Annotated in this window: 24 protein-coding genes; 8 read left to right on the top strand and 16 right to left on the bottom strand. The window is 75.3% G+C overall.

What is annotated here, in order from left to right; translation table 11 throughout:
• Positions 1-53: 53 nt before the first annotated feature.
• The 3 genes from ND486_RS23745 to ND486_RS23735 are packed head-to-tail and all read right to left on the bottom strand — an operon-like array spanning position 54 to position 3,617.
• Positions 54-1,700 carry an HlyD family efflux transporter periplasmic adaptor subunit gene (locus ND486_RS23745; protein ID WP_251786666.1) on the bottom strand — a complete coding sequence of 549 codons (1,647 nt, stop codon included), beginning with the start codon at positions 1,698-1,700 and terminating at the stop codon, positions 54-56.
• Positions 1,701-1,731: 31 nt separating this feature from the next.
• Complete coding sequence (locus ND486_RS23740) at positions 1,732-2,952, bottom strand: ABC transporter permease (RefSeq protein WP_208821044.1); 1,221 nt, start codon at positions 2,950-2,952, stop codon at positions 1,732-1,734.
• Positions 2,949-3,617, bottom strand: a complete 669-nt coding sequence (locus tag ND486_RS23735) for an ABC transporter ATP-binding protein (protein ID WP_251786665.1) — start codon at positions 3,615-3,617, stop codon at positions 2,949-2,951. The genes ND486_RS23740 and ND486_RS23735 overlap by 4 nt, the downstream gene beginning before the upstream one ends.
• A gap of 284 nt (positions 3,618-3,901) precedes the next feature.
• On the opposite strand from ND486_RS23735, the gene ND486_RS23730 reads away from it, so the two are divergent.
• Entirely contained in the window at positions 3,902-4,357 is a 456-nt protein-coding gene (locus ND486_RS23730) for a MarR family winged helix-turn-helix transcriptional regulator (RefSeq protein ID WP_251786664.1), read from the top strand.
• Here ND486_RS23730 and ND486_RS23725 read toward each other — a convergent pair.
• Together ND486_RS23725 and ND486_RS23720 are read right to left on the bottom strand one after the other, a co-directional pair.
• Positions 4,309-5,562: an FAD-dependent monooxygenase gene (locus ND486_RS23725; RefSeq protein ID WP_251786663.1), complete on the bottom strand. Its 1,254-nt coding sequence runs from the start codon at positions 5,560-5,562 to the stop codon at positions 4,309-4,311. The genes ND486_RS23730 and ND486_RS23725 overlap by 49 nt on opposite strands.
• A gap of 30 nt (positions 5,563-5,592) precedes the next feature.
• Positions 5,593-6,417 carry an LLM class flavin-dependent oxidoreductase gene (locus ND486_RS23720; protein WP_251786691.1) on the bottom strand — a complete coding sequence of 275 codons (825 nt, stop codon included), beginning with the start codon at positions 6,415-6,417 and terminating at the stop codon, positions 5,593-5,595.
• Positions 6,418-6,546: 129 nt separating this feature from the next.
• On the opposite strand from ND486_RS23720, the gene ND486_RS23715 reads away from it, so the two are divergent.
• The 4 genes from ND486_RS23715 to ND486_RS23700 all read left to right on the top strand — a co-directional run bounded on the left by ND486_RS23715 (position 6,547) and on the right by ND486_RS23700 (position 10,864).
• Positions 6,547-7,113, top strand: coding sequence for a TetR/AcrR family transcriptional regulator (locus ND486_RS23715; protein WP_251786662.1), 567 nt, complete (start codon positions 6,547-6,549; stop codon positions 7,111-7,113).
• A 78-nt stretch (positions 7,114-7,191) separates the two neighbouring features.
• Positions 7,192-7,740 carry a 2Fe-2S iron-sulfur cluster-binding protein gene (locus ND486_RS23710; protein WP_251786661.1) on the top strand — a complete coding sequence of 183 codons (549 nt, stop codon included), beginning with the start codon at positions 7,192-7,194 and terminating at the stop codon, positions 7,738-7,740.
• Positions 7,737-8,753 (top strand): xanthine dehydrogenase family protein subunit M, encoded by a 1,017-nt coding sequence (locus ND486_RS23705; RefSeq protein ID WP_251786660.1) that lies wholly within the window; start codon positions 7,737-7,739, stop codon positions 8,751-8,753. The genes ND486_RS23710 and ND486_RS23705 overlap by 4 nt, the downstream gene beginning before the upstream one ends.
• Positions 8,750-10,864, top strand: a complete 2,115-nt coding sequence (locus ND486_RS23700; RefSeq protein ID WP_251786659.1) for a xanthine dehydrogenase family protein molybdopterin-binding subunit — start codon at positions 8,750-8,752, stop codon at positions 10,862-10,864. The genes ND486_RS23705 and ND486_RS23700 overlap by 4 nt, the downstream gene beginning before the upstream one ends.
• Here the strand turns inward: ND486_RS23700 and ND486_RS23695 are convergent.
• Positions 10,836-11,522, bottom strand: coding sequence for a gamma-glutamyl-gamma-aminobutyrate hydrolase family protein (locus ND486_RS23695; protein ID WP_251786658.1), 687 nt, complete (start codon positions 11,520-11,522; stop codon positions 10,836-10,838). The two genes, ND486_RS23700 and ND486_RS23695, sit on opposite strands and share 29 nt — an antisense overlap.
• A 193-nt stretch (positions 11,523-11,715) precedes the next feature.
• Between ND486_RS23695 and ND486_RS23690 the strand changes: the two genes are divergently transcribed.
• Entirely contained in the window at positions 11,716-12,855 is a 1,140-nt protein-coding gene (locus ND486_RS23690; protein WP_251786657.1) for an FUSC family protein, read from the top strand.
• Between the two features lie 216 nt (positions 12,856-13,071).
• On the opposite strand, the gene ND486_RS23685 is transcribed toward ND486_RS23690, so the two are convergent.
• From ND486_RS23685 to ND486_RS23675, 3 genes are all read right to left on the bottom strand, one after another.
• Entirely contained in the window at positions 13,072-15,264 is a 2,193-nt protein-coding gene (locus ND486_RS23685) for a cation-translocating P-type ATPase (RefSeq protein WP_251786690.1), read from the bottom strand.
• Positions 15,265-15,459: 195 nt separating this feature from the next.
• On the bottom strand, positions 15,460-15,663 hold the full coding sequence (locus ND486_RS23680) for a heavy-metal-associated domain-containing protein (RefSeq protein ID WP_208821024.1): 204 nt from the start codon (positions 15,661-15,663) through the stop codon (positions 15,460-15,462).
• Between the two features lie 38 nt (positions 15,664-15,701).
• Entirely contained in the window at positions 15,702-15,983 is a 282-nt protein-coding gene (locus ND486_RS23675) for a metal-sensitive transcriptional regulator (RefSeq protein ID WP_226350647.1), read from the bottom strand.
• Positions 15,984-16,059: 76 nt separating this feature from the next.
• On the opposite strand from ND486_RS23675, the gene ND486_RS23670 reads away from it, so the two are divergent.
• Together ND486_RS23670 and ND486_RS23665 are read left to right on the top strand one after the other, a co-directional pair.
• Positions 16,060-16,506 (top strand): DUF6153 family protein, encoded by a 447-nt coding sequence (locus ND486_RS23670; protein WP_251786656.1) that lies wholly within the window; start codon positions 16,060-16,062, stop codon positions 16,504-16,506.
• Between the two features lie 63 nt (positions 16,507-16,569).
• Positions 16,570-17,127, top strand: a complete 558-nt coding sequence (locus ND486_RS23665; protein ID WP_251786655.1) for a DUF305 domain-containing protein — start codon at positions 16,570-16,572, stop codon at positions 17,125-17,127.
• A 79-nt stretch (positions 17,128-17,206) separates the two neighbouring features.
• Here the strand turns inward: ND486_RS23665 and ND486_RS23660 are convergent, their stop codons facing one another.
• From ND486_RS23660 to ND486_RS23630, 7 genes are all read right to left on the bottom strand, one after another.
• On the bottom strand, positions 17,207-18,094 hold the full coding sequence (locus tag ND486_RS23660) for a hypothetical protein (protein ID WP_251786654.1): 888 nt from the start codon (positions 18,092-18,094) through the stop codon (positions 17,207-17,209).
• A 222-nt stretch (positions 18,095-18,316) separates the two neighbouring features.
• Positions 18,317-19,507, bottom strand: coding sequence for an alpha-amylase family glycosyl hydrolase (locus ND486_RS23655; protein WP_251786653.1), 1,191 nt, complete (start codon positions 19,505-19,507; stop codon positions 18,317-18,319).
• Between the two features lie 10 nt (positions 19,508-19,517).
• On the bottom strand, positions 19,518-20,159 hold the full coding sequence (locus tag ND486_RS23650) for a GntR family transcriptional regulator (protein ID WP_251786652.1): 642 nt from the start codon (positions 20,157-20,159) through the stop codon (positions 19,518-19,520).
• Entirely contained in the window at positions 20,156-21,298 is a 1,143-nt protein-coding gene (locus ND486_RS23645; RefSeq protein ID WP_251786651.1) for a CaiB/BaiF CoA-transferase family protein, read from the bottom strand. The genes ND486_RS23650 and ND486_RS23645 overlap by 4 nt, the downstream gene beginning before the upstream one ends.
• The gene (locus tag ND486_RS23640; protein ID WP_251786650.1) at positions 21,298-22,053 is read right to left on the bottom strand and encodes an SDR family oxidoreductase; all 756 of its coding nucleotides are present in this window, start codon (positions 22,051-22,053) and stop codon (positions 21,298-21,300) included. Before ND486_RS23640 ends, ND486_RS23645 begins: the two co-directional genes overlap by 1 nt.
• Before the next feature lie 185 nt (positions 22,054-22,238).
• A complete protein-coding gene (locus ND486_RS23635; protein WP_251786649.1) occupies positions 22,239-22,841 on the bottom strand; it encodes a phosphoribosylanthranilate isomerase in 603 nt (200 codons plus the stop codon).
• A gap of 22 nt (positions 22,842-22,863) precedes the next feature.
• Complete coding sequence (locus tag ND486_RS23630) at positions 22,864-23,241, bottom strand: PH domain-containing protein (protein ID WP_224393096.1); 378 nt, start codon at positions 23,239-23,241, stop codon at positions 22,864-22,866.
• Positions 23,242-23,246 lie beyond the last annotated feature (5 nt).

Below are 23,246 nucleotides of genomic sequence, written 5' to 3'. Positions count from 1 at the left end.
ACGTCCTCGGCCGTCGCGACCGACGGCGGCACGAGCGGGCCCGTACCGGCGGGTCAGTTCCCGCCCGCGCCACCGCCCGGACGGCCCGGCGTCGCCTCGACGGTGGCCTGCGGCAGCAGGACCTGCTGGCCGTCGTCGAGGCCGGACCGGACCTCGGTGAACTGGTCGCCCACCAGACCGGGGACGAACTGCCGGGTCACCGCGGCGCCGTCGTCGCCGGGCACGTCCACGACCGAGCGGCCGCCCTCCTGCCGGACGGCGGTGTTCGGCACCCGCAGCACCCCGTTGCGGGCCTCGGTGCGCACGTCGGCCTGCGCGGTCTGGCCGTCGCGCAGCTGCGGGTCGGTGCGGTTCAGCACGACGGTCGCGTAGTAGCTCACGACGCCCGACAGCTGCGTCGCGGTCGGCGCGACGGCCACCACGGTCGCCGGCAGGCTCACACCGGGCAGCGCGTCGACGGTGACGTCGACGGTCTGGTTCGGCGCGACCCGGGCGGCGTCGCTCTCCTCGAACGGGACGACCAGCTGGTAGGTCTGCAGGTCGTTGAGGGTGAGGAACGGCGCCCCGCCCGCCGCGGACGCGCCGCCACCGGTGGCCCCCGCGCCGCCCGAGGCCGCCGACGCCGACCCGACGGCCTGCGGGATCCGGGCGTCGGTGCCGGGGGCGAGCGCGGTCGCGGCGCTCGCGGCGGGCACGACGTCACCGACCGCGCCGTTGATCGCGGACACGGTGCCGGCGACCGGGGCGCGCAGCAGGGTGTCGTCGAGCGCGCGCTGGGCGTCGGCGAGGGTGTTGCGGGCGTCGGCGACCACGGCGTCCTGCACCGCGACGTCGGCCGGTGCGTCGTTGTTCGCCCCGGTGAGCTGCGAGCGGGCGTCGGACACCGCGCTCTCGGCGTTCGCGATCGAGACCCGGCCGGAGGCGGCGCCGGTGTCGCGGGTGCCCTCGGCCTGCGCCAGCGCCGTCTGCGAGGTGATGACCTGGCCCTTCGCCGTCGTCACGGCCTGCTCGTCGGTGGCGACGGCGGTGCAGGCCGGGTCGGTCGTCGCCGCGCCGAGGCCGGACCCGCCCGAGGTGCCGGACCCGCCGGACAGACCGCCGAGCAGCCCGCCGCCGGACGGGTCGGCGGTGGGCTCCGGGGTCGCGGACGCGGTGCTGCCGCCGGAGCGCTTGCAGGCCCGCCGGTCGGTCTCCAGCTTCTCCTGGGCCGCGGCGAGCTGCTTGCGGTCGAAGGCGAGCTGGACCCTCGCCCGCTCGACGGCGGTGTCGTTCGCCGCGTTCTGCGCCCCGACCTGGTCGCGGGTCGCGGCCAGTACCGACTCGGCCGAGGCCAGCGACGCCTGCGCGGCCTCGACGGTGTTCGCGCCGGTCAGCTTGCCCAGCGACGCCTGCTGCTGGTCCAGCCCGGCCTGGGCGGAGGCGACCTGGGACCGTGCCTCGGCGTCGTCGAGCCGGGCCAGCGGCTGCCCCGCGGCGACGGTCTCGCCGACCTCGACCAGCAGCTCGGTGACCCGGCCGCCGTCGGTGAACCCGAGGTTCTGCTGGGTGATCGACACCAGCGACCCCGACGCCGACACCCCGGTGGAGACCACACCCCGGTCGACGACGGCCGTCGGCGGCGGCTGGTCCCCTCCGGTGCAGGCCGTGAGGCCGACGAGTCCGGCGAGCAGCAGGCTGCCCGCGAGCCGCAGTCGGGTCATGAAGTGCTCCTCGGTGCTGTCGCGGGCGCTGTCACTGGTGCCGCAGGGCGTCGATGGGCCGCATCCGCGCGGCCCGGTTGGCGGGGAATCCGCCCGCGAGCAGCCCGATCAGCAGGCTCACCCCGAAGGCGAGCACCACCGATCCGGCCGACACCGTCGGGGCGGGGAAGTCGGGTACGAGGCGGGGCAGGACGATCCCGGCCAGCACGGACACACCGACGCCGACCAGGATCCCGATGACCCCGCCGATGCCGGTGAGGACCATCGCCTCGATGAGGAACTGCTGCAGGATCGCGCGGCGGCGCGCGCCGATGGCCTTGCGGATGCCGATCTCGCGGGTCCGCTCGGTCACCGTGACCAGCATGATGTTGGCGACGCCGATGCTCCCGACCAGCAGCGAGATGCCCGCGACCGCCGCGACGAAGATCGTCACGAAGCTCAGGACCTGCGAGGACTGGTCGAGCAGGCTCTGCAGCGCGGTGACGGTGTAGTCGCGGTCCTGCGGGTCGTCGATGCGGTGCCGGTCGTCGAGGACCGTCGTGACCTGCTCGACCGCCTGCGGGACCGCGTCGGTGGACACCGCGCGCACGGTGATCTGGTCGACGACGTCGCCGCCACCGGTCAGGTAGGCGCGCGCGGCGCCCAGCGGCATGACGGCGACGTCGTCCTGCTGGCCGTTGGCGGCGAGCACGCCGATCACCCGGAACGAGGTGCGGCCGATCCGCACCTCCGAGCCGAGCGCGTCGCCGGCCCGGCCGCCGAACAGCGTCGCCACCGGGTTGGGGCCGAGCACGACGACCTTCGCCCGGGTGGTGGCCTGCCGGTCGTCGAAGAACGACCCGACGACGAGCTCGCGGTTGGTGATGTCGAGGTAGTCGGCGTCGGCGCCGGTCACGCCGCTGCGGACGCTCCCGCCACCGGCCAGCTGCAGCTGCGCCGAGCCGGTCACCGTCGGGCTGACCGAGGCGACCGCGGGCGCGGAGGCCCGGTCCCGCAGGGCGCGGACGTCGGCGTCGGTGAGGTCGCGCGGGGTGCCGCCGCCGCTGATGCCACCGCGGTCCGGGGTGATCTGGATCTGGTTGGCGAGCGGGCCGAACGCGTCGGCGACGAAGCGCTGCAGGCCGTTGCCGAACGCGACCAGCACGATCACCGCGGCGACCCCGATGATGATCCCGAGCATGGTCAGCAGCGACCGCAGCGGCCCGGCCCGCAGGCCCCGTACCGCGATCCGCGCGGACTCCCAGATCGTCATCGGCGCTCGTCACCCACGATCCGGCCGTCGCGCAGGGTCACCACGCGCTTGGCGAACTCCGCGACCTCGGGCTCGTGGGTGATCAGCACGACGGTGCGGCCGCTCTCGTTCAGCTCCACGAACAGGTTCATGACGTCGGTGGTCGAGGCGGTGTCGAGGTTCCCCGTCGGCTCGTCGGCCAGGATCATCGAGGGGTCGGTGACCAGGGCACGGGCCACCGCGACGCGCTGCTGCTGGCCACCGGAGAGCTCGTTGGGCCGGTGGAGGCCGCGGTCGCCGAGCCCGACCCGTTCCAGCGCGCGCCGCGCCCGGCCCCGGCGGTCGCGCCCACCGGCGTAGACCAGCGGAAGCTCCACGTTGGCCAGCGCCGAGGTGCGCGGCAGCAGGTTGAACGACTGGAAGACGAAACCGATCTTCTGCAGCCGGACGTCGGCGAGCCGGTTGTCCGACATCCGGCCGACGTCGATGCCGTCGAGCCGGTAGGCGCCGGAGCTCGGCACGTCGAGGCAGCCGAGGATGTTCATCATCGTGGACTTGCCCGAGCCGGAGGGGCCCATGATCGCGACGAGGTCGCCGTCGTCGACGTGCAGGTCCACGGCGTCGAGTGCGCGCAGCTCGAGGGTTCCGGTCCGGTAGACCTTGGAGACCCCCTCCAGCTCGATCACGATTCCGGAGATTACGCACGGGGCGGTTCCGGGAAATGGTCGGGTCGCCGTCGGGAATGGTGCACAGAATCGCGTCGTCACCCGATCGGGTGGATGGTTGCGCAGGGCCGTCACCTGCGGGTCGTCGATCAGTTAACGCGGAATCATCCCCATTCAGCGGCCGGGAGCGGGGAGGTGTCCCCGAAACGGCGTCGCGAATTCGTGACCACCTCGTGACCGGTCCCGCCGCGGATGCGGCCGGGCCCGTCCGGCTACGGTGCCGTGGACCGACGCCGGGAGGCCGCATGGGCGAGCGACGACACCTGCTGGAGGGGCTCGCCGGCCCGACCGTCGCGCTGGAGGCGGTGAACCGGGCCACCCACGAGTTCACCGGCAGGCAGGCCCGGCGGGCGGGGCTGCACCCGACCGACCTGTGGGCGCTGCGGCTGCTCGACGTGCACGGCTCGCTCGGGCCGACCGAGCTGGCCAGGCGGCTGGACCTGCGGCCGGCCTCGACCACCGCGCTGATCGACCGGCTCGAGGCGGCCGGCCACCTCGAGCGGGTGCCCGACCCGCACGACCGACGCCGGGTCACCGTGCGCTCGCGGGAGGAGTCCTTCCGCGCGCGGCTCGCGCAGTGGGAGCCGGTCGTGCGGGCCCTCGACGACGTCGCCCGCCGCCTCTCCGCCGACGAGGGCGCGGTCGTCGAGCGCTACCTGCGCGCGGTCGTCGCCACGCTCGACGAGCTCGGCGCCGGGTAGTCCGGGAGCCGGAACGCGTCGACCGCGCCGGTCGGGGTGGCCCCGAGCAGCCCGGTGACCCGCTTCCCGGCCGGGCTCGCGACGGCCCGGAACGCCGTGCGCAGCGTCCGGATCCCGGCCCGGGTCCGCGGGTTGGCCAGCGTCAGCGGCGGCAGCTTCTGCGCCTGCTCGGTCGCGGGCCTCAGCAGCTCCTCGTAGCGGCGCAGCGCACCCGCGGTGTCGCCGGGGCGGGCGGCCAGCTCCCCGGCCAGTACGTAGGCACCGATCAGGGCCAGGCTCGTGCCCCCGCCGCCCAGCGGCGACGGGCAGTACGCGGCGTCGCCGAGCAGTACCACCCGTCCCGAGCTCCAGTGCGGGGCCGTGACCTGCCCGACGGCGTCGAAGTACATCGGGGCCCCGTCCGGCCCGTCGCCGAGCTCGCGCAGGATCCGCGGGGCGACCCAGCCCGCGTCGGCGAAGGTCCGCCGCAGCACGGTGCGGACGTCGGCGTCGCCGAGGGTCTCCAGGCCGCGCACCCCGGACAGGAAGGTCAGCATGGCGCGGGTGGTGCCCAGGTTGTCCGGGCGCAGGTGCACCCCGCGCGAGCCGGTCTCGTGGAACCAGTTCCACCAGGCGTCGTCGTCGGCGGTGCGGGGGATCGTCAGGTAGGCGCCGTACAGGCCGGTCTCGCGGACGGTGACGTCGTCGAACACCAGGTCGCGGGTGCGCGACCGCAGCCCCTCGGCGACCACGACGAGGTCGGCGGTGACCGTCGTGCCGTCGTCGAGGGCGACGCGGGCCGGGCCGTCGCCGGCACCCCGGTCCTCGACGCCGGTGATCCGGGTGCCGAACCGGAACGTCGTGGACGCCGGTGCGGCCTCGACCAGCACCCGGGCCAGCTCGCCGCGCAGGATCTCCAGCTCGGCGGTCGGACCGTCGGTCGACCCGGTCGGGTCCATCGGGATCTCGGCGACCGGGCGCCCGTCGTCGCCGATCACGCGGAAGCCGACCTCGCGGGTGCCGGCGGCCCGCACGGCGTCCTCCAGGCCCATCCGGCGCAGGACCTCGCGGGCGGTGCCGCGGACGTCGATGTTGTGCCCCTCGTCGCGCTGCCGCGGCGCGCGCTCCAGGACGGTCGTCCGCCAGCCGTACGCGGCCAGGCGCAGGGCGAGCGCGGAGCCGGCGATGCCGGCGCCGGAGATGAGGGCGTGCCGGGAGGAGGTCATGGTAGTTAGATGACCGAACTACCGGGTCGGCTAAACCCGCGCGACGATCTCGTCGGCCACCCAGCGGGCGACGCCCTGCGGGAACGGGGCGGGCAGCCCGAGGACCACGTGCCCGAAGCCCGCGCCGACGGCGGCGGACACCCGCTCGCGGGCGTCCGCCGGGTCGTCGTAGGAGACGCCCAGGTGGATCGACCGGGTGATCTCCGCCGGGTCCCGGTCGATGTCGGCGCACAGCTCGTCGAGCAGCGCGCTGCGGGCGACGGCGTCGTCGAGGTCGCCGCCGGGGATGTTCCAGACGTCGGCGTGCCGGGCCGCGATCCGCAGCGTCGCCCTGGCCCGTCCGCCGATCACGATCGGCGGGTGGGCCTGCACCGGCTTCGGGCTGCCGAACGCGCCGGTGAGCCGCACCTGCTCGCCGTCGACGTCGAACGGCTCGGTCTCGGTCCACAGCCGCCGGATCACCGTGCAGGCCTCGTCGAGCGCGGTGACGGCGTCGGCGGTGGCGGCGAAGGGCAGGCCGTGCGCCTCGTACTCGCGGCGGGCGAGCGGGTGGTCCGGGCGGGACCCGACGCCGATGCCCAGGTCGAGCCGTCCGCCGGAGACGACGTCGACCGTCGTCGCGATCTTGGCCAGCACCGCGGGCGGGCGGAACCGGTTGCTGGTGACCAGCAGGCCCAGACGCAGCCGCCGGGTCCGTGCGGCGAGCGCGGACAGGGTGGTCCAGCCGTCGAGGGCCGGTCCCAGCGGGTCGCCTCCGATCGGCATGAGGTGGTCGAACAGCCAGGCGTGCTCGATGCCGGGCAGCTCGTCGGCCTCCAGCCAGACGCGCAGCAGGTCGTCGTAGGTGGTCTGCATCTGGGCGGTCATGATGCCGATGGACGCTCGGGACACGGGAACTCCTGTGCGGGCGAGTGCGGACGATGAAACGGAACAGTGTTCCGGGTACGATACGGAACAGTGTTCCGGTCAGCAAGGGAGCGTGCGGTGGGAGTGCAGCGGGAACCGGTCCGGTCCGACGCCCGGCGCAGTCGTGCCGCCCTGCTCGAGGCCGCCGCGGCCGAGTTCGTGACCGCGGGCGTCGACGCGCCGGTCCGGGCGATCGCCGCCCGCGCGGGGGTCGGCGTGGGGACGGTCTACCGGCACTTCCCGACCCGGCCCGACCTGGTCGTCGCCGTCTACCGGCACCAGGTCGAGGGGTGTGCGGCGGCGGCACGGACCTGCCTGGACGCCGGTCCGACGCCGTTCGACGCCCTCACGGCCTGGGTCGGGGAGTTCGTCGACCTGCTCGTCACCAAGCACGGGCTGGTCGCGATGCTCGTCCACGACGACGGCCGCTCCGCCGCGCTGCACGAGCTGTTCCTGGAGCGCCTGCTGCCGGCGGGGGAGGAGATCGTCCGGGCGGCGCGGGAGGCCGGGCAGCTGCCGTCCGACGTCACCGCCTACGAGGTGCTGCGGGGGATCGGCAACCTGTGCTTCGGTGCCGAGGCCGACTCCGCCTACGACGCCCGCCGCGCCGTCGGCTTCTTCCTCGCGGGCCTCCGGGTTGCGTAACCGGAACAACGTTCCTATATTTCCGGAGGAGGCTCCGTTTCGAGCTCTCCACTCCGTCTCCCGAAGGAGCGCACCATCGTGGACTCCACGATCTCCCTCACCGTCGACGGCCGTCGCCACGAGCTGACGGTCGACACCCGGACCACCGTCCTCGACGCGCTGCGTGACCGGCTCGGCGTGACCAGCGCCAAGAAGGGCTGCGACCACGGCCAGTGCGGTGCGTGCACCGTCCTGCTGGCCGCGCCCGGCGAACAGGGGCCGGGCCGCCGCGTGCTGTCCTGCCTCTCGCTCGCCGTCGCCCACGACGACGCCGCGGTCACCACCGCCGACGGCCTCGGCACCGGTGCGGACCTGCACCCGCTCGCCGAGGCCTTCGTCGCGCACGACGCCTACCAGTGCGGCTACTGCACCCCCGGCCAGATCTGCTCGGCCGTCGGGATGCTGGACGAGGCCCGCGCCGGGCACCCCAGCGCGGTCACCGCCGACCTGTCCGGCGACGGACCGGCCGTGCTGGACCGCGCCGAGATCGCCGAGCGCCTGTCCGGGAACCTGTGCCGCTGCGCCGCCTACTCCGGCATCGTCGACGCCGTCGGTGCCGTGGCCACCGGGACGGGGGCGTCGCGGTGAAGCCGTTCGCCTACACCCGTCCCGGCGACGCCGCGGCTGCGGTCGCCGTCGTCTCCGCCGACCCGTCCGCCGCCTACCTGGCCGGCGGGACCAACCTCGTCGACCACCTCAAGCTGGGCCTGGTCGAGCCGGGCACGCTCGTCGACGTCACCGGCCTGCTGCCCACCGGGATCACCCCGACCCCCGACGGCGGCCTGTCCATCGGCGCGGGCGCCCGCAACACCGACGTCGCCGTGGACCCGCGGGTCCGGCGCGACTACCCGGCACTGTCCGCGGCGCTGCTCGCCGGGGCCTCGGGGCAGCTGCGCAACATGGCGACGACCGGCGGGAACCTGCTGCAGCGCACCCGCTGCTCCTACTTCGCCGACCTCACCGCGCCCTGCACCAAGCGCGACCCCGGGCAGGGCTGCTCCGCGCAGCACGGCTGGGCCCGCCACCACGCGATCCTCGGCGCACCCGAGGGCGGCTGCATCGCGACCCACCCGTCGGACATGGCGGTCGCGCTGGCCGCGTTCGACGCCCGCGTGCACGTCCTCGGCCCGGACGGGGAGCGCACCGTCGCCGCCACCGAGCTGCACCGGCTGCCCGGCGACGACCCGGGCCGCGACACCGTGCTGGAGCACGGGGAGCTGATCACCTCGGTCGAGCTGCCCGCGCTGCCGGTCGCCGCGCACTCCACCTACCGCAAGGTCCGCGACCGCGCCTCGTACGCGTTCGCACTGGTGTCGGTCGCCGCGGCCCTCGACGTCGCCGACGACGGCACCGTCCGCGACGTGCGGATCGCCCTCGGCGGGGTCGCGCACCGGCCGTGGCGGGCGCACCGCGCCGAGCAGGCGCTGCTCGGCGGGCCCGCCACCGACGAGGCGTTCCGCGCCGCCGCGGCGGCCGAGACCGCCGACGCCCGCGCCGTCGACACCGCCGTCGGCGGCAACGCCTTCAAGATCCCGCTGGTGGCCGGCACGGTCACCGCCACCCTGCGCGGCCTCGCCGCGCACCGGACGGAGGCCGCATGACCAGCACCGTCACCCCCGGCACCACGACCGACGGCGCCGCGGGCACCTCGCACACCCGGATCGAGGGCCCCGCCAAGGTCACCGGCAACGCCGTCTACGCCTACGAGCAGGACGCGGTCGACCCGCTGCACCTGCGCGGCGTCGGCGCGACGGTCGCCCGCGGCCGGGTCCGCGCCGTCGACACCACCGCCGCGGCCGCGGTCCCCGGGGTGGTCGCGGTACTCACCCCGGACACCGCGCCCCGGATCGACGGCAGCGCCACCCCCGAACAGACGGTGCTGCAGTCCGGCGCGGTGCACCACCGCGGCCAGTACGTCGCCGCCGTGCTCGCCGAGACCGCCGAGGCGGCCCGGGAGGCGGCGGACCTGGTCGTCGTCACCTACGACGCCGAGCCGGCCACCACCGCGTTCGACCCGGCCTCGCCGGAGGCCTACACCCCCGAGGTCGTCGTCGCGTTCCCGCCGGACGCCACCACCGGCGACCCGGACGCCGCGTTCGCCGCGGCCCCGGTGCAGGTCGACGCCACCTACCGGACGCCGATCGAGTACCACCACCCGATGGAGCCGCACAGCACCGTCGCCCGCTGGGACGGCGACCACCTCACGCTGTTCGAGGCCTCGCAGGCGGTGTGGTCGGCCCGGCGCGAGCTCGCGCAGATGTTCGGTATCGGCGACGACGACGTCACCGTCGTCTCACCGCACGTCGGCGGTGGGTTCGGTACCAAGGGCACGCTGCACGGCGGGTCGGTGCTGGCCGTCGTCGCCGCCCGGGCGGTCCCCGGCCGGTCGGTCAAGCTGGCGCTGACCCGCCGCGAGATGACCGACCTGACCGGCTACCGCCCGGCGACCGTGCAGCGGGTCCGGCTCGGTGCCGGGACCGACGGGCGGCTGCACTCCCTCGCCCACGACGTCGTCGAGTCCGGCGCGCGGATGGCCGAGTTCGGCGAGCCGACCGCAGTGATCAGCAGGCACCTCTACGCGTCGCCGCACCGGCGGACCTCGCACCGGGTCGTGCCGCTGGACCTGTCCACGCCGACGTACATGCGCGCACCCGGCGAGGCGCCCGGCAGCTTCGGCGCGGAGTCCGCGCTGGACGAGCTCGCCGTCGCGCTCGGGATCGACCCGGTCGAGCTGCGGATCCGCAACGAGCCCGACGTCGACCCCGACACCGGCAGGCCGTTCTCCAGCCGCAACCTCGTGGCCTGCCTGCGGCGCGGCGCCGAGCGGTTCGGCTGGGCCGACCGGGACCCGCGTCCGCGCACCCGGCTCGTCGACGGCTGGTGGCACGGCACCGGCGTCGCCGCCGCGTTCTTCCCGACCTTCGCGATGCCCGGCTCCGCCGCCGCGATCCGGTACGCCGACGGCGGTGCCGGTGCGCCGGGCCGCTACCGGGTGGACATCGCCGCGGCCGACATCGGGCAGGGCGCCCGCACGGTGCTCACCCAGATCGCGGCCGAGGCGCTCGGGGTGCCGCCCGCGCAGGTCGACCTGAACCTCGGCGACACCGGGCTGCCGCACGCGACCATGGCCGGTGGGTCGGCGGGTACCGCGTCCTGGGCGACGGCGATCGTCGAGGCCGCCGACCGGTTCCGCGACAAGTGGGGCACCGACCCCGAGGACGCGGCGGAGGCCGACGGCGTCGCCGGGCACAACCCGGCGATGGCCGAGTACGCGATGGGTGCGCACGGGGCGCACTTCGTCGAGGTCGCGGTGCACGCCGACACCGGCGAGATCCGGGTGCCGCGGATGCTGGGGGTGTTCGCCGCGGGCCGCATCCTCAACCCGCTGACCGCGCGCTCGCAGTTCCTCGGCGGGATGGTGTGGGGGCTGTCGATGGCGCTGCACGAGGAGGGCGTCGTCGACCCGGCCCGCGGGCACGTCGTCAACCACGACCTCGCCGGCTACCACGTGGCGGCGAACGCCGACGTCGGCGACATCGACGCCGAGTGGGTCGACGAGGACGACCCGCACGTCAACCCGGTGGGCGCCAAGGGGATCGGGGAGATCGGGATCGTCGGGGTGGCCGCGGCCGTCGCGAACGCCGCCCACCACGCCACCGGTGTGCGGGTCCGGTCGCTGCCGATCACCCTGGAGCACTTCCTGGGGGCCTGAGCGCGAGCGCCAGGACCCGCTCGGCCCGCTCGGCGAGCCGCTGCGGGTCCTGGGCCGCCGTCGCCGCCCGCAGGGCCCCCGCGTCGAGGCCGTCGGGCACTCCGAGGGTGTACCAGCGCTCCAGCAGGTCCACGGTCATCTCGGGGTGGAACTGCACGCCCACGCTGCGACCGGCCACGAACGCCTCGTGTCCGGCCCCGCCGGCGGCGAGCAGTTCCGCCCCGGGCGGTGCGACGAGCTGCTCGGCGTTCCAGCAGAACCACGGCCCGGCCGGGAGGCGGCCGTCGGCCGGGTCGACCGTGTGCCATCCGATCCGGGCGGCCGGCAGCGTCGTCCGGGAGCCGCCGAGCGCCTCGGCGAGGAGCTGGGCGCCGAAGCAGATCGCCAGCACCGGCACACCGGCGTCGTGCGCCCGGCGCAGGAACGCGACCTCACGGACCGCCCACCCCGCGATCCGCTCCCTCGGCCACGGCGCGCCGAGGGTGACCACCAGGCCGGCCCCCGTCGGGTCGGGGAACCCGGCGTCGACGTCCGGCGTGTCGTACCGGTCCGCGGGCACCACCGTCGTCCACTCCGGACGGATCCCGCGTCGTTCCAGGGCCGGCCCCAGCGCCCCGAGGCCGGCGACGTGGTCGTGGCCGATCACGATGGCGCACACCGGCACATCCTGCCACCGCCCGGGTTTGTGCCGCGCGGTCGTGGGTAGTCCTCCGGCGGCCCGCGCCCGTGTGCGCACGGCGCCACCCCGGACTCCACCGCGTTCTCCGCGGCCGTCGGGTGGCCAGGGCTCCTCCGCGGTCGAACAGCCGGCCCCGCTTCCCGTATCACCTGCACGACCGACGGAGCCGTCGTTGATCCCGCACCACCCGAACTCCCCGGCCTCCCCGTTCACCGAGGGGCTGCGCCACCGCATGCGACTGGCGTGGCGGGCCGGCGCCGCAGCCGGCGCGGCCTGGTACCTCGCCACCCTCGTCCCCGGTGTGCTCGGCCAGTACCCCTACTACGCACCGCTCGGTGCCCTGCTCGTCTGCTACCCGACCGTCTTCGACTCGCTGCGCCAGAGCCTGCACGCCGTGCTCGCCACCGGGCTCGGTGTCGGTCTCGGCGCCGCCGCCCTGCACCTGGGCGGCGCGCAGTGGTGGGCGGTGGCCGCGGCTGTGCTGGCCGGGATCGCGGCGGGTGCCGTCCCCGTGCTGGCCACCGCCCGGGACCTGATCCCGACCGCGGCGTTGTTCACCATCCTCATCGGAGCCACCGACCCGTCCGGGTTCATGGCCGGCTACCTGGGGCAGACCCTGCTGGGGGTGCTCGTGGGGGTCGCGGTCACCCTGGTCCTGCCGCCCCCGCCGCAGAACGCCCGCGCGCACCGCGTGGTGGCGCGGCTGCGTGACGGCATCGCCGACCACCTGCAGGAGATGGCCGAGGTCCTGGCCGAGCAGTGGCCGCCGGAGCGCGAGGAGTGGACACGCCACCGCCACCACTTCGAGCCCCTGATCGACGCGACCCGGGAGGCGGTCCGTTCCGCCGACGCCGGGCGGCGGGCCAACCTGCGGGCTCGTGCCTACCGGGCGCGCGGCCAGCAGCTCTACGAGGCCGCGCAGACCCTGGAACAGCTCGCGGTGCTCGTCCGCGACATCAGCACGGTCCTGGCCCAGACGGCGTGGGCCGAGCGCACCGTGCTCGTCCTCGACCCCGCGCTGCGCACCCCGGTCGCGGAGGCGATGGGCGGCCTGGCCACCGCGATCCGGTCGGCGGAGCTCGCGCACCTGACCCGCGGCCCCGCACCCGCCGGGCTCGACGGGCACCGCCGCCACCTGGCCGCCGCCCGGGACGCACTGGACCGGGTCACCGACCGGCTCGACTCCCAGCGCGCGGGCTGGGAGGACAGCCTCGCCGCGTCGGGGATCGTGCTGCACCTGCGGCGTTGCCTGGACCACCTGCACGCCGGACCGGCCGACCGCAGCCCGGATCTGCATCCGGCGGAACGGTGACGTGTGGGCGGCCGCCGACGGGGTACGTCAGGTCCATGTCGGCGCTCGTACCCGGGGCGTACGCCGGCCCAGGTCCTGTCGGTTGAGATCCTGCAGCCGGCGGGGCCGCCCCCAACACCACTCCGATCACCGCGCACGTACGACGAGCGCCGACGAGCGCCGACGACCTGTCGGGGGGCGTCGTCGGAGTTCCGCGCCGACGACGCCGGGCAGGGGTCAGTCCGCCAGCGGGCGGAACCGGCGCAGCCGCAGGCTGTTGAGCACCACGCACACCGAGCTGAACGCCATCGCCGCCCCCGCGATCATCGGGTTGAGCAGTCCGAACGCGGCCAGCGGGATCGCGGCCGTGTTGTAGGCGAAGGCCCAGAACAGGTTGCCCCGGATCGTGCCCAGGGTGCGCCGGGAGAGCCGGACGGCGTCGGCCGCGGCCCGCAGGTCACCCCGGACCAGGGTGATGTCCGACGCCTCGATCGCCACGTCGGTGCCGGTGCCCATGGCCAGGCCCAGGTCGGCCCGGGCGAGCGCGGCCGCGTCGTTCACCCCGTCGCCGACCATCGCGACGACCCGGCCCTGCTCCTGGAGCCGCTCCACCACGGCGAGCTTGTCCGCGGGGAGCACGTCGGCGATGACGCTGTCCGGGCCGGGCTCGATGCCGACCTCACGGGCCACGGTCTCGGCGACGGCCCGGTTGTCCCCGGTGAGCAGCACCGGGCGCAGCCCGAGCCTGCGGAACTCCGCGATCGCCTCGGCCGACGTCGGCTTCACGGTGTCGGCGACGACGAACACGGCACGGGCGGCCCCGTCCCACGCGACGGCGACCGTCGTACGGCCCCGCGCGGACTCGTCCGCGGCGACCGCGGCGAGGTCGTCGGGCAGCGGGACCGACCACTGCTCCAGCAGCCGCGGACGGCCGACGAGCACGGCGTGGCCGTCGACGACGCCCTGCACGCCGAGGCCCTCGTGGTTGGTGAAGTCCGTGACGGCCGGTAGGTCACCGACCCGCTCGGTCGCCGCACCGGCGATCGCGGCGGCCACCGGGTGCTCCGAGGCGCTCTCGAGGGCCCCGGCGAGGCGCAGCACGGTCGCCTCGTCGGTGCCGTCGGCGGTGTGCACGCCGGTCAGCGCCATGGTCCCGGTGGTGACGGTGCCGGTCTTGTCGAGCACGACGGTGTCGACCCGCCGGGTGGACTCCAGGATCTCGGGGCCCTTGATCAGGATGCCGGTCTGGGCGCCGCGCCCGGTGCCGACCAGCAGCGCGGTCGGTGTGGCCAGCCCGAGCGCGCAGGGACAGGCGATGATCAGTACGGCGACGGCGGCGGTGAACGCCGTCGAGGCGAGGGCGCCGGTGAGGATCCAGACCAGCAGCGTCGCGGCGGCGATCACGGCGACGACGGGCACGAACACCGCGGAGATCCGGTCGGCCAGGCGCTGCACCTCGGCCTTGCCGTTCTGCGCCTCCTCGACCAGCCGCGCCATCTGGGCGAGCGCGGTGTCCGAGCCGACCCGGGTCGCGCGCACGACGAGCCGCCCGCCGGAGTTCACGCACCCGCCGACGACGGTGTCCCCGGCCCGGACCTCGACCGGCACCGACTCACCGGTCAGCATCGAGACGTCGACCGCCGAGCGGCCGTCGACGACCTCGCCGTCGGTGGCGACCTTCTCCCCGGGGCGCACGACGAACTCCTCGCCCACGGCGAGGTCGTCGACGGCGACGCGCACCTCGGCGCCGTCGCGGAGCACCGTCACGTCCTTCGCGCCCATCTGCAGCAGCGCGCGCAGCGCGGCACCGGCCCGGCGCCGGGAGCGGAGCTCGACGTAGCGCCCGGCCAGCACGAACGTGACGACCGCGGCGACGACCTCCAGGTAGATGTTCCCGCTGCCGTCGGTGCGCGAGATCGTCAGCTCGAAGGGGTGCACCATGCCGGGCATCCCGGCGGTGCCGAGGAACAGCGCGTAGAGCGACCAGGCGAGCGCGGCCGTCGTCCCCATCGAGACGAGGGTGTCCATCGTGGCGGCGCCGTGGCGCAGGTTCGTCCAGGCGGCGCGGTGGAACGGCGCGCCCGCCCAGCCCCAGACCGGCAGCGTCAGCAGCAGCGACACCCACTGCCAGCCGACGAACTGCCACGCGGGCGTCATCGCGAGGACGACGACCGGCACCGACAGCACGGCGGCGCCGATGAGCCGGTTCCGCAGGTCGCGCAGGTCGCGCTCGGGATCCTCGTCGGCTCCGGCGCTCGGCGGGGTGGCGGTGTAGCCGGCGGCCTCGACGGTCCCGAGCAGGGTGTCGAGCCCGACGCCGCCCGGGGCGCTGATCCGCGCCTTCTCGGTGGCGTAGTTGACGGTGGCGGTGACGCCGTCGAGCTTGTTGAGCTTGCGCTCGATGCGGTTGGCGCAGGACGCACAGGTCATGCCGCCGACGGCGAGCTCGATCTCGGTGACGGTGCTGCCCGCGCCGTTCTCGGCGACGGTCCCGGTCGCGGCTGCGCGGGGCAGGGCGGTGACGGGTCCGTGGGCCGGGGACGTGTCGCTCATGGTCGGTCCTCCGGGGGTGACCCGGCGCGGGTGGCGGTGGCGACCCGCGCCGGGTGGGTGGTCAGGGGGTGCTCAGACGAGCTGGTAACCCGCCTCGTGCACGGCGTCACGGACGGCGTCGGGGGAGATCTCGTCGTCGCTGGTGACGGTGACGGCGCCGGTCGGCAGGTCGACGGCCACGTCGGTGACGCCGGCGATCTCGCTGATCTCCTCGGTGACCGAGGCGACGCAGTGCTGGCAGGTCATGCCGGTGACGGTGTAGCTGGCGGTGCTCATCGTGCTCTCTCCCGTTCGGGGTTGGGGAACATCGGGGTTCAGGACCGGACCAGCCGGGCGATCGCCGCGCTGGCCTCCCGGATCTTCTCCTCGGCGACGGGGCCACCCTCGGTGGCGGCGTCGGCGACGCAGTGCTTCAGGTGTTCGTCGAGCAGGCCCAGCGCGACGGCCTCGAGGGCCTTGTTGACCGCGGCGACCTGGGTCAGCACGTCGATGCAGTACTTGTCGGACTCGATCATCCTGGTGATGCCGCGGACCTGGCCCTCGATCCGGCGCATCCGCTTGACGTGCGCGTCCTTGGTGTCGGCGTAGCCGGGCATCGCGTCCTCCTCGGGGTCCACCGTCACCATACCCCTAGGGGGTAACGGTATCCACCGTGGCGGTAGCGTGCGGGGTGTGACGGACCGGACCCGGCTGCTCGTGCTCGTGCTGCCGGTGCTGCTCGGGCTGCTGGGGATGCACGCGCTCGCGGCGCCGCCCGTGTCCTCCGGTGTACACCACGCTCCCGCCGCCGCACCCGTCGTCACGCACGGGGGCACGCTCCACGACTCCCCGGGGCCGTCGCATCCCGGCCCGCACGGGGTCGCGCCCGCCGGGGAACCGGGGGCCGCGCATCCCGACCCGCACGGCGTGCCCCACGACGGGGCGTCGCACCTGCTGCACCTGTGCCTGGCCGTGCTCGCGGCCGGGGTCGTCCTGGCCGCGGCGGTGCTGCTGGCCGGGGTCGCGCCGCTGCCGTCGTCGCGGGGGCCGGCCGGTCCGGGGAGTCCGCGGACGGCACCGGCGGCCCGTCCGCCCCCGGTCCCGCGGCGGCTCGCGCTGCTCTGCGTGTCGCGGACGTGACCGGCCTCCGGCGCGGGAGAGCGCCGGAGCCGCCGAGCACCCACGACACGGGAGTACCGACACATGACACGCACGAACGTGGCGCTCGCCGCCACGGCACTGGCCGCCGCCCTCGTCCTGACCGGCTGTGCCGGCGGGGGAGCGTCCGCCCCGCCCGCGGCCTCGTCGAGCAGCGCCGACGTCGCCTTCGCCCAGGGCATGATCCCGCACCACGAGCAGGCGGTCGCGATGGCGCGGCTCGCCGACGGCCGCGCCGGAGCCCGGGTGCGCGACCTCGCCGCCCGGATCGAGGCGGCCCAGGGCCCGGAGATCGGCCGGCTCCAGGGGTTCCTGGCCGACTGGGGCGCCGCGCCCGCCGCGGACCACCACGGCGGTCACGGCGACATGGCCGGGATGGCCGGGATGATGTCCGACGAGCAGATGGCCGCTCTGGGGCGCGCGTCCGGCGCCGCCTTCGACCGGTCGTTCCTCCAGATGATGATCGCCCACCACGAGGGGGCGGTGACCATGGCCCGCGCCGAGCTCGACGCCGGGGTGGACCCGCGGGCGCGGGAGCTGGCGCAGCAGATCGTCGACGCCCAGCAGGCGGAGATCGCGGAGATGCGGACGCTGCTGGGCTGAGCGGAGATCGTCACGGCTGAGGGGTCCGGTGCCGGGAACGGCACCGGACCCCTCGGACGCGGCGATCGTCGTCGCGACGTCAGGTGAACGAGATGTGCACGTGGTCCATGTGGTTCGCCGTCGCCCCGCCCCGGTCCTCCTGGGCCTTCCAGCCGCTGCCGGTGTCGATGCGCTGCTGCCAGATGATGTAGGAGATCCCGAGGTCGTCCCGGTTCTGCTGGGCGTAGGCGGCGAGCCGGTCGCCCGTCGCCTTGTCGACCATGAAGTCCAGGGCCTTGCCGCTGGGGTGGTCGGAGGCGTTGCCGCGGCTGCCGATGCCCAGCACGGAGTCGACGCCGAACAGGCAGCGCAGCTTCTCCCCGGCCGTCGCCACGTTCGCGGCGACGCCCTCCATGCCCGCGGTGCCCAGGGCACACGTGGTGGACCCGGTCGGGCCGCCACCCGAGGGGGCGCCGGAGGTCCCGGCCGAGGACCGCGCGGAGTCGGCGGCGCGGGCGGCCGCCTCCCGTGCCTCGCGCGCGGCGGCACGGGCGCGCTCGCGCGCCTCGTCGCGGGCCTTCACCGCGGAGCCGACCGCACCGTCCGCGGCGCCGACGATCGCGTCGACGTCGACCGGGGGCGGCGGCTCGGCCAGCGACCGGGCCGCGCCGGCGTGCGCCGTCGGCGTGGCCGGGACCGCGTCGGCGAGCGAGGCGTCCGCGGCCGGGGTGCTGAACGCCTGCAACGCGAGGTCGTCGACCCGGGGGAGCCCACCGCCCGTCGCGGCGTGCGCGGCGACGAGGCCGCCACCGGCGAGCGCGGAGGTGAGTGCCTGCAGGGTGCGGGCCCGCCCCGCGCGGCGGTGCCTCCCGCCCCGCTCCGGGTCGACGTCACGGGTGACGACGGTCGTCGACGGCAGGGGTCGGCTCGGGTCGGTCCGGCTCGGGGAGCGCCGGGCCGCCACGGAGCCGGGGATGTTCCTCGGCACGCAGGGCGTCCTTCCTCGTCGGAGACGGCTGCGCCCGGGTGCCTGGGGAGCGGGGCGCGCGGGTCCTGCTGGGGATCAGGACCGTGACCGTTCCGTGATCGACCGTACGGATCGGGTTGTCCGCGTGGGGCCGGTCCGCGACCACCGGCCGTCGCGGTGCTGCGAGTGGCGGGCCGCTCGGCCGGAAGGATCAACCGTGATCCACCTGTTGCCGAGGTCGGGTCAGGCGTCCTGGACGTCCCAGGTGCCCGCGGCGTAGTCGAGGGTGACCCGCAGCGCGCCACCGTCGCCGTGGCAGACGTAGACGAGCCGGTCGTCGGTGGCCTCGGCCACCTCGGTCCGCGCGTCGTACAGCCAGGGGTGGCGCCTGCGCAGGCCGATCAGCTCCTGGTGCACGGCCAGGACGTGCGGGTCGGCGCCGGAGGGGAGGGACCCGTCGGCGGGGAACTCGGGGCGGACCGCGTCGTCGCCGCCGGCCCGCTCCTCCTTGACCCCGGTCAGGCCGAGCTCGTCGCCGGCGTACACCGACGGCGTGCCGCCGACCGTGCACAGCACGGCGACGGCGAGCTCGATGTGGCGGCGGTCGTGCAGCTGCGACGCGAGCCGGGTGACGTCGTGGTTGCCGACGAAGGTGTTCGGCACCGCGGCGGCGACGAACCGGTCGTGGCGCTGCAGCGCCCACGCCAGCTCGTGCGGGTTGCCGTCGTTCAGGCTCGACCAGATCGCCTTCCACAGCTCGTACTGGGTGAGCGCGTCGATCGTGGTGGCGGCGGTGACCGCGTCGTGCTCGCCGTGGATGACCTCGCCGAGGAACCAGGCATCCGGGTGGCGCTCGCGGACGCGGGGGAGCACGTCGGCCCAGAAGTCGTCGGGGACGGTGTAGGCGGCGTCGAGCCGCCACCCGTCGGCGCCGCGGTCGAGCCAGTGGCACAGCACGTCGGCGACGTGGTCGCGGACGGCGGGGTTGTCGTGGTCGAGGGTGTGCAGGCCGGGGTGGCCCTCGAAGACGGCGATCTCGCCGTCGTCGGTGTGCCGGAACCAGGCGTCGTCCGGCCCGCCGGGGTCGGCGCGGGCGGCGAGCAGCCGCGGGTGCTCGGGGCCGACGTGGTTGAACACGCCGTCGAGGAGGATCCGCAGGCCGCGCCCCTTCGCCTCGGCGACGAGCGCGTCGAAGTCGGCGTCCGAGCCCAGGCGCGGGTCGATCCGCAGGTGGTCGGTGGTGTCGTAGCCGTGGGTGGCCGAGGCGAACACCGGGCCGAGCAGCAGCCCGTTCGCCCCCAGCGCGACGGCGTGGTCGAGCCAGCCGACGATCCGCCGCAGCGAGTGGTCCGCGCCGTCGCCGCGGTCGGGGTGGGCCCCGGTGAACCCCAGCGGGTACACGTGCCACCAGATCGCGTGCCGTACCCAGTCCATCCGCGCGACCCTAGTCGTCGAACGGATCCCCGGCCCGCGCCCCGCCGAGCGCGCGGAGCAACGAGGCGAACCCGCCCGCCACGTGCGCCTCGGTCGCGGCGGCGGCCCGGTCGGCGTCGCCGTCGGTCACCGCGTCGAGGATCGCCCGGTGCTCGGCGGCCGAGGCGGCGGCGCGGTCGTCGTCGTGCAGGGTCAGGTCCCACGGGAACGCCTGCCACAGCGCGGCGATCCGCTCCGGCAGCGCGGGCACGCCGCACCGGTCGTAGAGCAGGAAGTGGAACTCGCGGTTCCGCTCGCGGGCGGCGGCCGGGTCGTCGGCGGGGCGGTCGAGGACGGCGCGGACCCGGGCGAGGTCGTGCCGCGAGACCCGCGGCGTCGCGCGGCGGACCGCGTGGGCCTCGGTGAGCCGGCGCACCACGTAGGTGGCGGTCACCCGGTCCACGTCGACGCCGGCGACCCGCACCCCGCGGTGGTGCTCGGCGACGACCAGCCCCTCCGCGGACAGCAGGCTCAGCGCCTCGCGGACCGGGGTGATGGACGCGCCGAAGCGGCGGGCCAGCTCGTCCTGGCGCAGCGGCGTCCCGCGGGCGAGGCCGCCGCCGAGGATGTCGCGGCGCAGCTCGTCGACGATCCGGTCCCGCTTGGTGCTCACCGCTCGTCGAGCCAGGCGAGGACGGCGTCGGTGTGCTCGCCGACGGCCGGGACGGGGTCCATCCGCGCGGTCCGCCCGGCGACGGTGATCGGCGGCTGCAGAGCGCGCAGCGGCCCGACCGGGCTGCCGACCTCGGTCCACCGGTCGCGCGCGGCGAGCTGCGGGTGCTCCAGCACCTCACCGACCTCGCGCTGCCGGGCGTGCGCGATCCGCGCCTGGACCAGCCGCGCGACGAGCTCGTCGCCGGTCAGGCCCGTGAACACGGTGTCGATCTCGGCGTGCAGGTCGGGCCGGTTCTCCACCCGGGCCCGGCCGCTCGCGAACCGCGGGTCGGTCGCGACCTCCGGGCGGCGGAGCACGACGTCGCAGAACGTCGCCCACTCGCGTTCGTTCTGGATCGACAGGACGACGTCGGTGCCGTCCCCGGCGGAGAAGGTGCCGTACGGGGCGATCGCGGCGTGGCTGGTGCCGGTCCGCTGCGGGGCGGTGCCGCCGTAGCCGGCGTAGTAGAGCGGGTAGCCCATCCACTCCACCAGCGAGTCGAACAGGCTGACCTCCAGGTCGGTGCTCCGCCCGGTGCGTTCCCGCTCGTAGAGCGCGGACAGGATGCCGGAGAAGGCGTACATGCCGGCGCCGATGTCGGCGGCCGGGATGCCGCTCTTCGCGGGCGCGTCCTGGGTGCCGGTGATCGAGACCAGCCCGGCCTCGGACTGGATGAGCAGGTCGTAGGCCTTGGCGTCGCGGTACGGGCCGGACGAGCCGTAGCCGGAGATCGAGCAGGTCACCAGCCGCGGGTACCGCTCGCGCAGCGCCGCGGCACCGAGCCCGAGCCGCTCGGCGGCGCCCGGGGCGAAGTTCTGCACGAACACGTCGGCCCGGTCCAGCAGCCGCAGCATCGTGGCGCGGCCGTCGTCGGACTTGAGGTCGAGGGTGACCGACTCCTTGGACCGGTTCAGCCACACGAAGTGGCTGGACATGCCGTGGACGGTCTCGTCGTAGTCGCGGGCGAAGTCGCCCGGGCCCTCGCGTTCGATCTTGATGACGCGAGCGCCGAGGTCGGCGAGGTGCCGGGTCGCCAGCGGGGCGGCGACGGCCTGCTCGCAGGACACGACGAGCAGCCCGTCCAGGGGGAGCGCCATCAGATGCTCCGCCCGCCGTCGACGGGCAGGACGACGCCGGTCAGGAACGCGGCGGCGTCGGAGGCGAGGAACACCGCGGCGTCGGCGACGTCGCCCGCGTCCGCGAGCCGGGCCAGCGGGATGCCCGCGACGAAGCGCTCGCGGGCGGCCTCGGGGTCCTCGGTACCGAGGAACTTCGGCAGCATCGGGGTGTCGGTGGCGACCGGGGCCAGGCAGTTGACCCGGATGTCGGGCGCGAGCTCCAGGGCCAGGGTGCGGGCGAGGTGGTTGGCGGCGGCCTTGGACGAGGCGTAGGCGCCGAACCCGGGACGGGTCCGCTCGCCCATCACCGAGCCGGTGATCGTGATCGCGCCGCCGCCGGTGCGCCGCATCGCGGGCACCGCGGCCCGCACACCGAGCCAGACGCCCTTCACGTTGACGTCGAAGATCGCCGAGAACTCCTCGGGGTCGGCGTCGAGCGCGGGGACGGGGAATCCGGTGAGCCCGGCGTTGCAGGACAGCAGGTCCAGCCGGCCGAACACGGCCTCGGCCCGCTCGACGGCGGCGGCGTTCGCCTCGGCGTCGGTGACGTCGACCCGGAGCCCGACCGCCTGCTCGCCGAGCTCGGCGGCGGCGCGCTCCGCCGCCTCCCCGTCCAGGTCGGCGACGACGACCGACGCCCCCTGTTCGACGAACCGCCCGGCGGTGGCCCGGCCGATGCCGGACGCACCCCCGGTGACGATCGCGACCTTGCCCTGCAGTGCGCCCGCGGCCATGACGGCTCCTCGACGTCGAGACGGTGCCTGATCACCAGAATAATGCATGATCCAGCGAGATCATGCATCTCTCGGGTGCCACCGCCGCAGGATGCCCGCCCGGCCACGCGGTCACGTCACGTCGATCAGCACGTTCCGGCCCCCGGTGGGGCGGAGACGTGCTGATCGGATCGGCCGCGCGGTCCTCAGCCCGCGGCGCGGGCGGCGGCGACGAAGTCGCGGACGCGGGCGTGGTCCTTCACGCCGCGGGACGACTCGACGCCGCTGGAGACGTCGACACCCCAGGGACGGACCCGGCGCACGGCCTCGCCGACGGTGCCGGGGTCCAGCCCGCCGGCGAGCAGCCATCTCCCGGCCGGCCTCGGGTCGAGCGCCTCGGCGTCCCAGCGCTCGCCGGACCCGGCGACGGGGGAGTCGAGCAGCAGCACGTCCTCGCCGTACAGGCCCACGGTGAGGTCCGGGTCGTGGGCCAGCGAGGTCGCCCGCCAGAGGGTGATCGGCGCGCGGGCGGCCACGGTGAAGTCGTCGCGGGTGTAGCGGCCGTGCAGCTGCAGCGCGTCGGCGCCGGCGTCGGCGGTCACCGCCGCGGCCCGGTCGGCGGGCAGGTCGGCGACCACGACCACCGACCGCACACCGTCCGGCACCCGGGCGACGAGCGCGCCGAGGTCGGCCGGGTCGACGTGGCGGGGGCTCGGCGGGTACACGACGAACCCGACCGCGTCGGCGCCGGCGGCCACTGCCGCGTCGACGTCACCGGGGGTCCGCAGACCGCACACCTTGACGAACACACCCCGACCCTACGGGCCGGGGTCAGCGCATGACGTAGGTGCTCAGCAGCGCCTGCACCTCGTAGACGTCGACGCCCTTGCCGAACTGCTTCTGCAGGGGCACCGACGATCCGGACAGCCAGATCTTCAGCTCCGCGTCGAGGTCGAAGGTGCCCGCGGTCTCCACCGAGAAGTGGGTGATCGCGCGGTAGGGCACCGAGTGGTACTCGACCTTGCGCCCGGTCACCCCCTGCTTGTCGACGAGGATCAGCCTGCGGTCGGTGAACAGGAACGAGTCCCTGATCAGCTGGTAGGCCGCCTGGACCTGCTCACCGGGCGCCAGCAGCCTGCCGAACTCCTGGGCCGCCGCCGCGGGGTCGATGCGGGAGGCGTTGCCCATGACACCGTCGAGGAATCCCATGCGCC

Origin of the sequence: Pseudonocardia sp. DR1-2, from assembly GCF_023717215.1 — a bacterium.
GTDB classification, from domain to species: Bacteria; Actinomycetota; Actinomycetes; order Mycobacteriales; family Pseudonocardiaceae; genus Pseudonocardia; species Pseudonocardia alni.
Note: the sequence above shows the minus strand (reverse complement) of the source record. Positions and strands in the feature narration are given on the sequence as shown.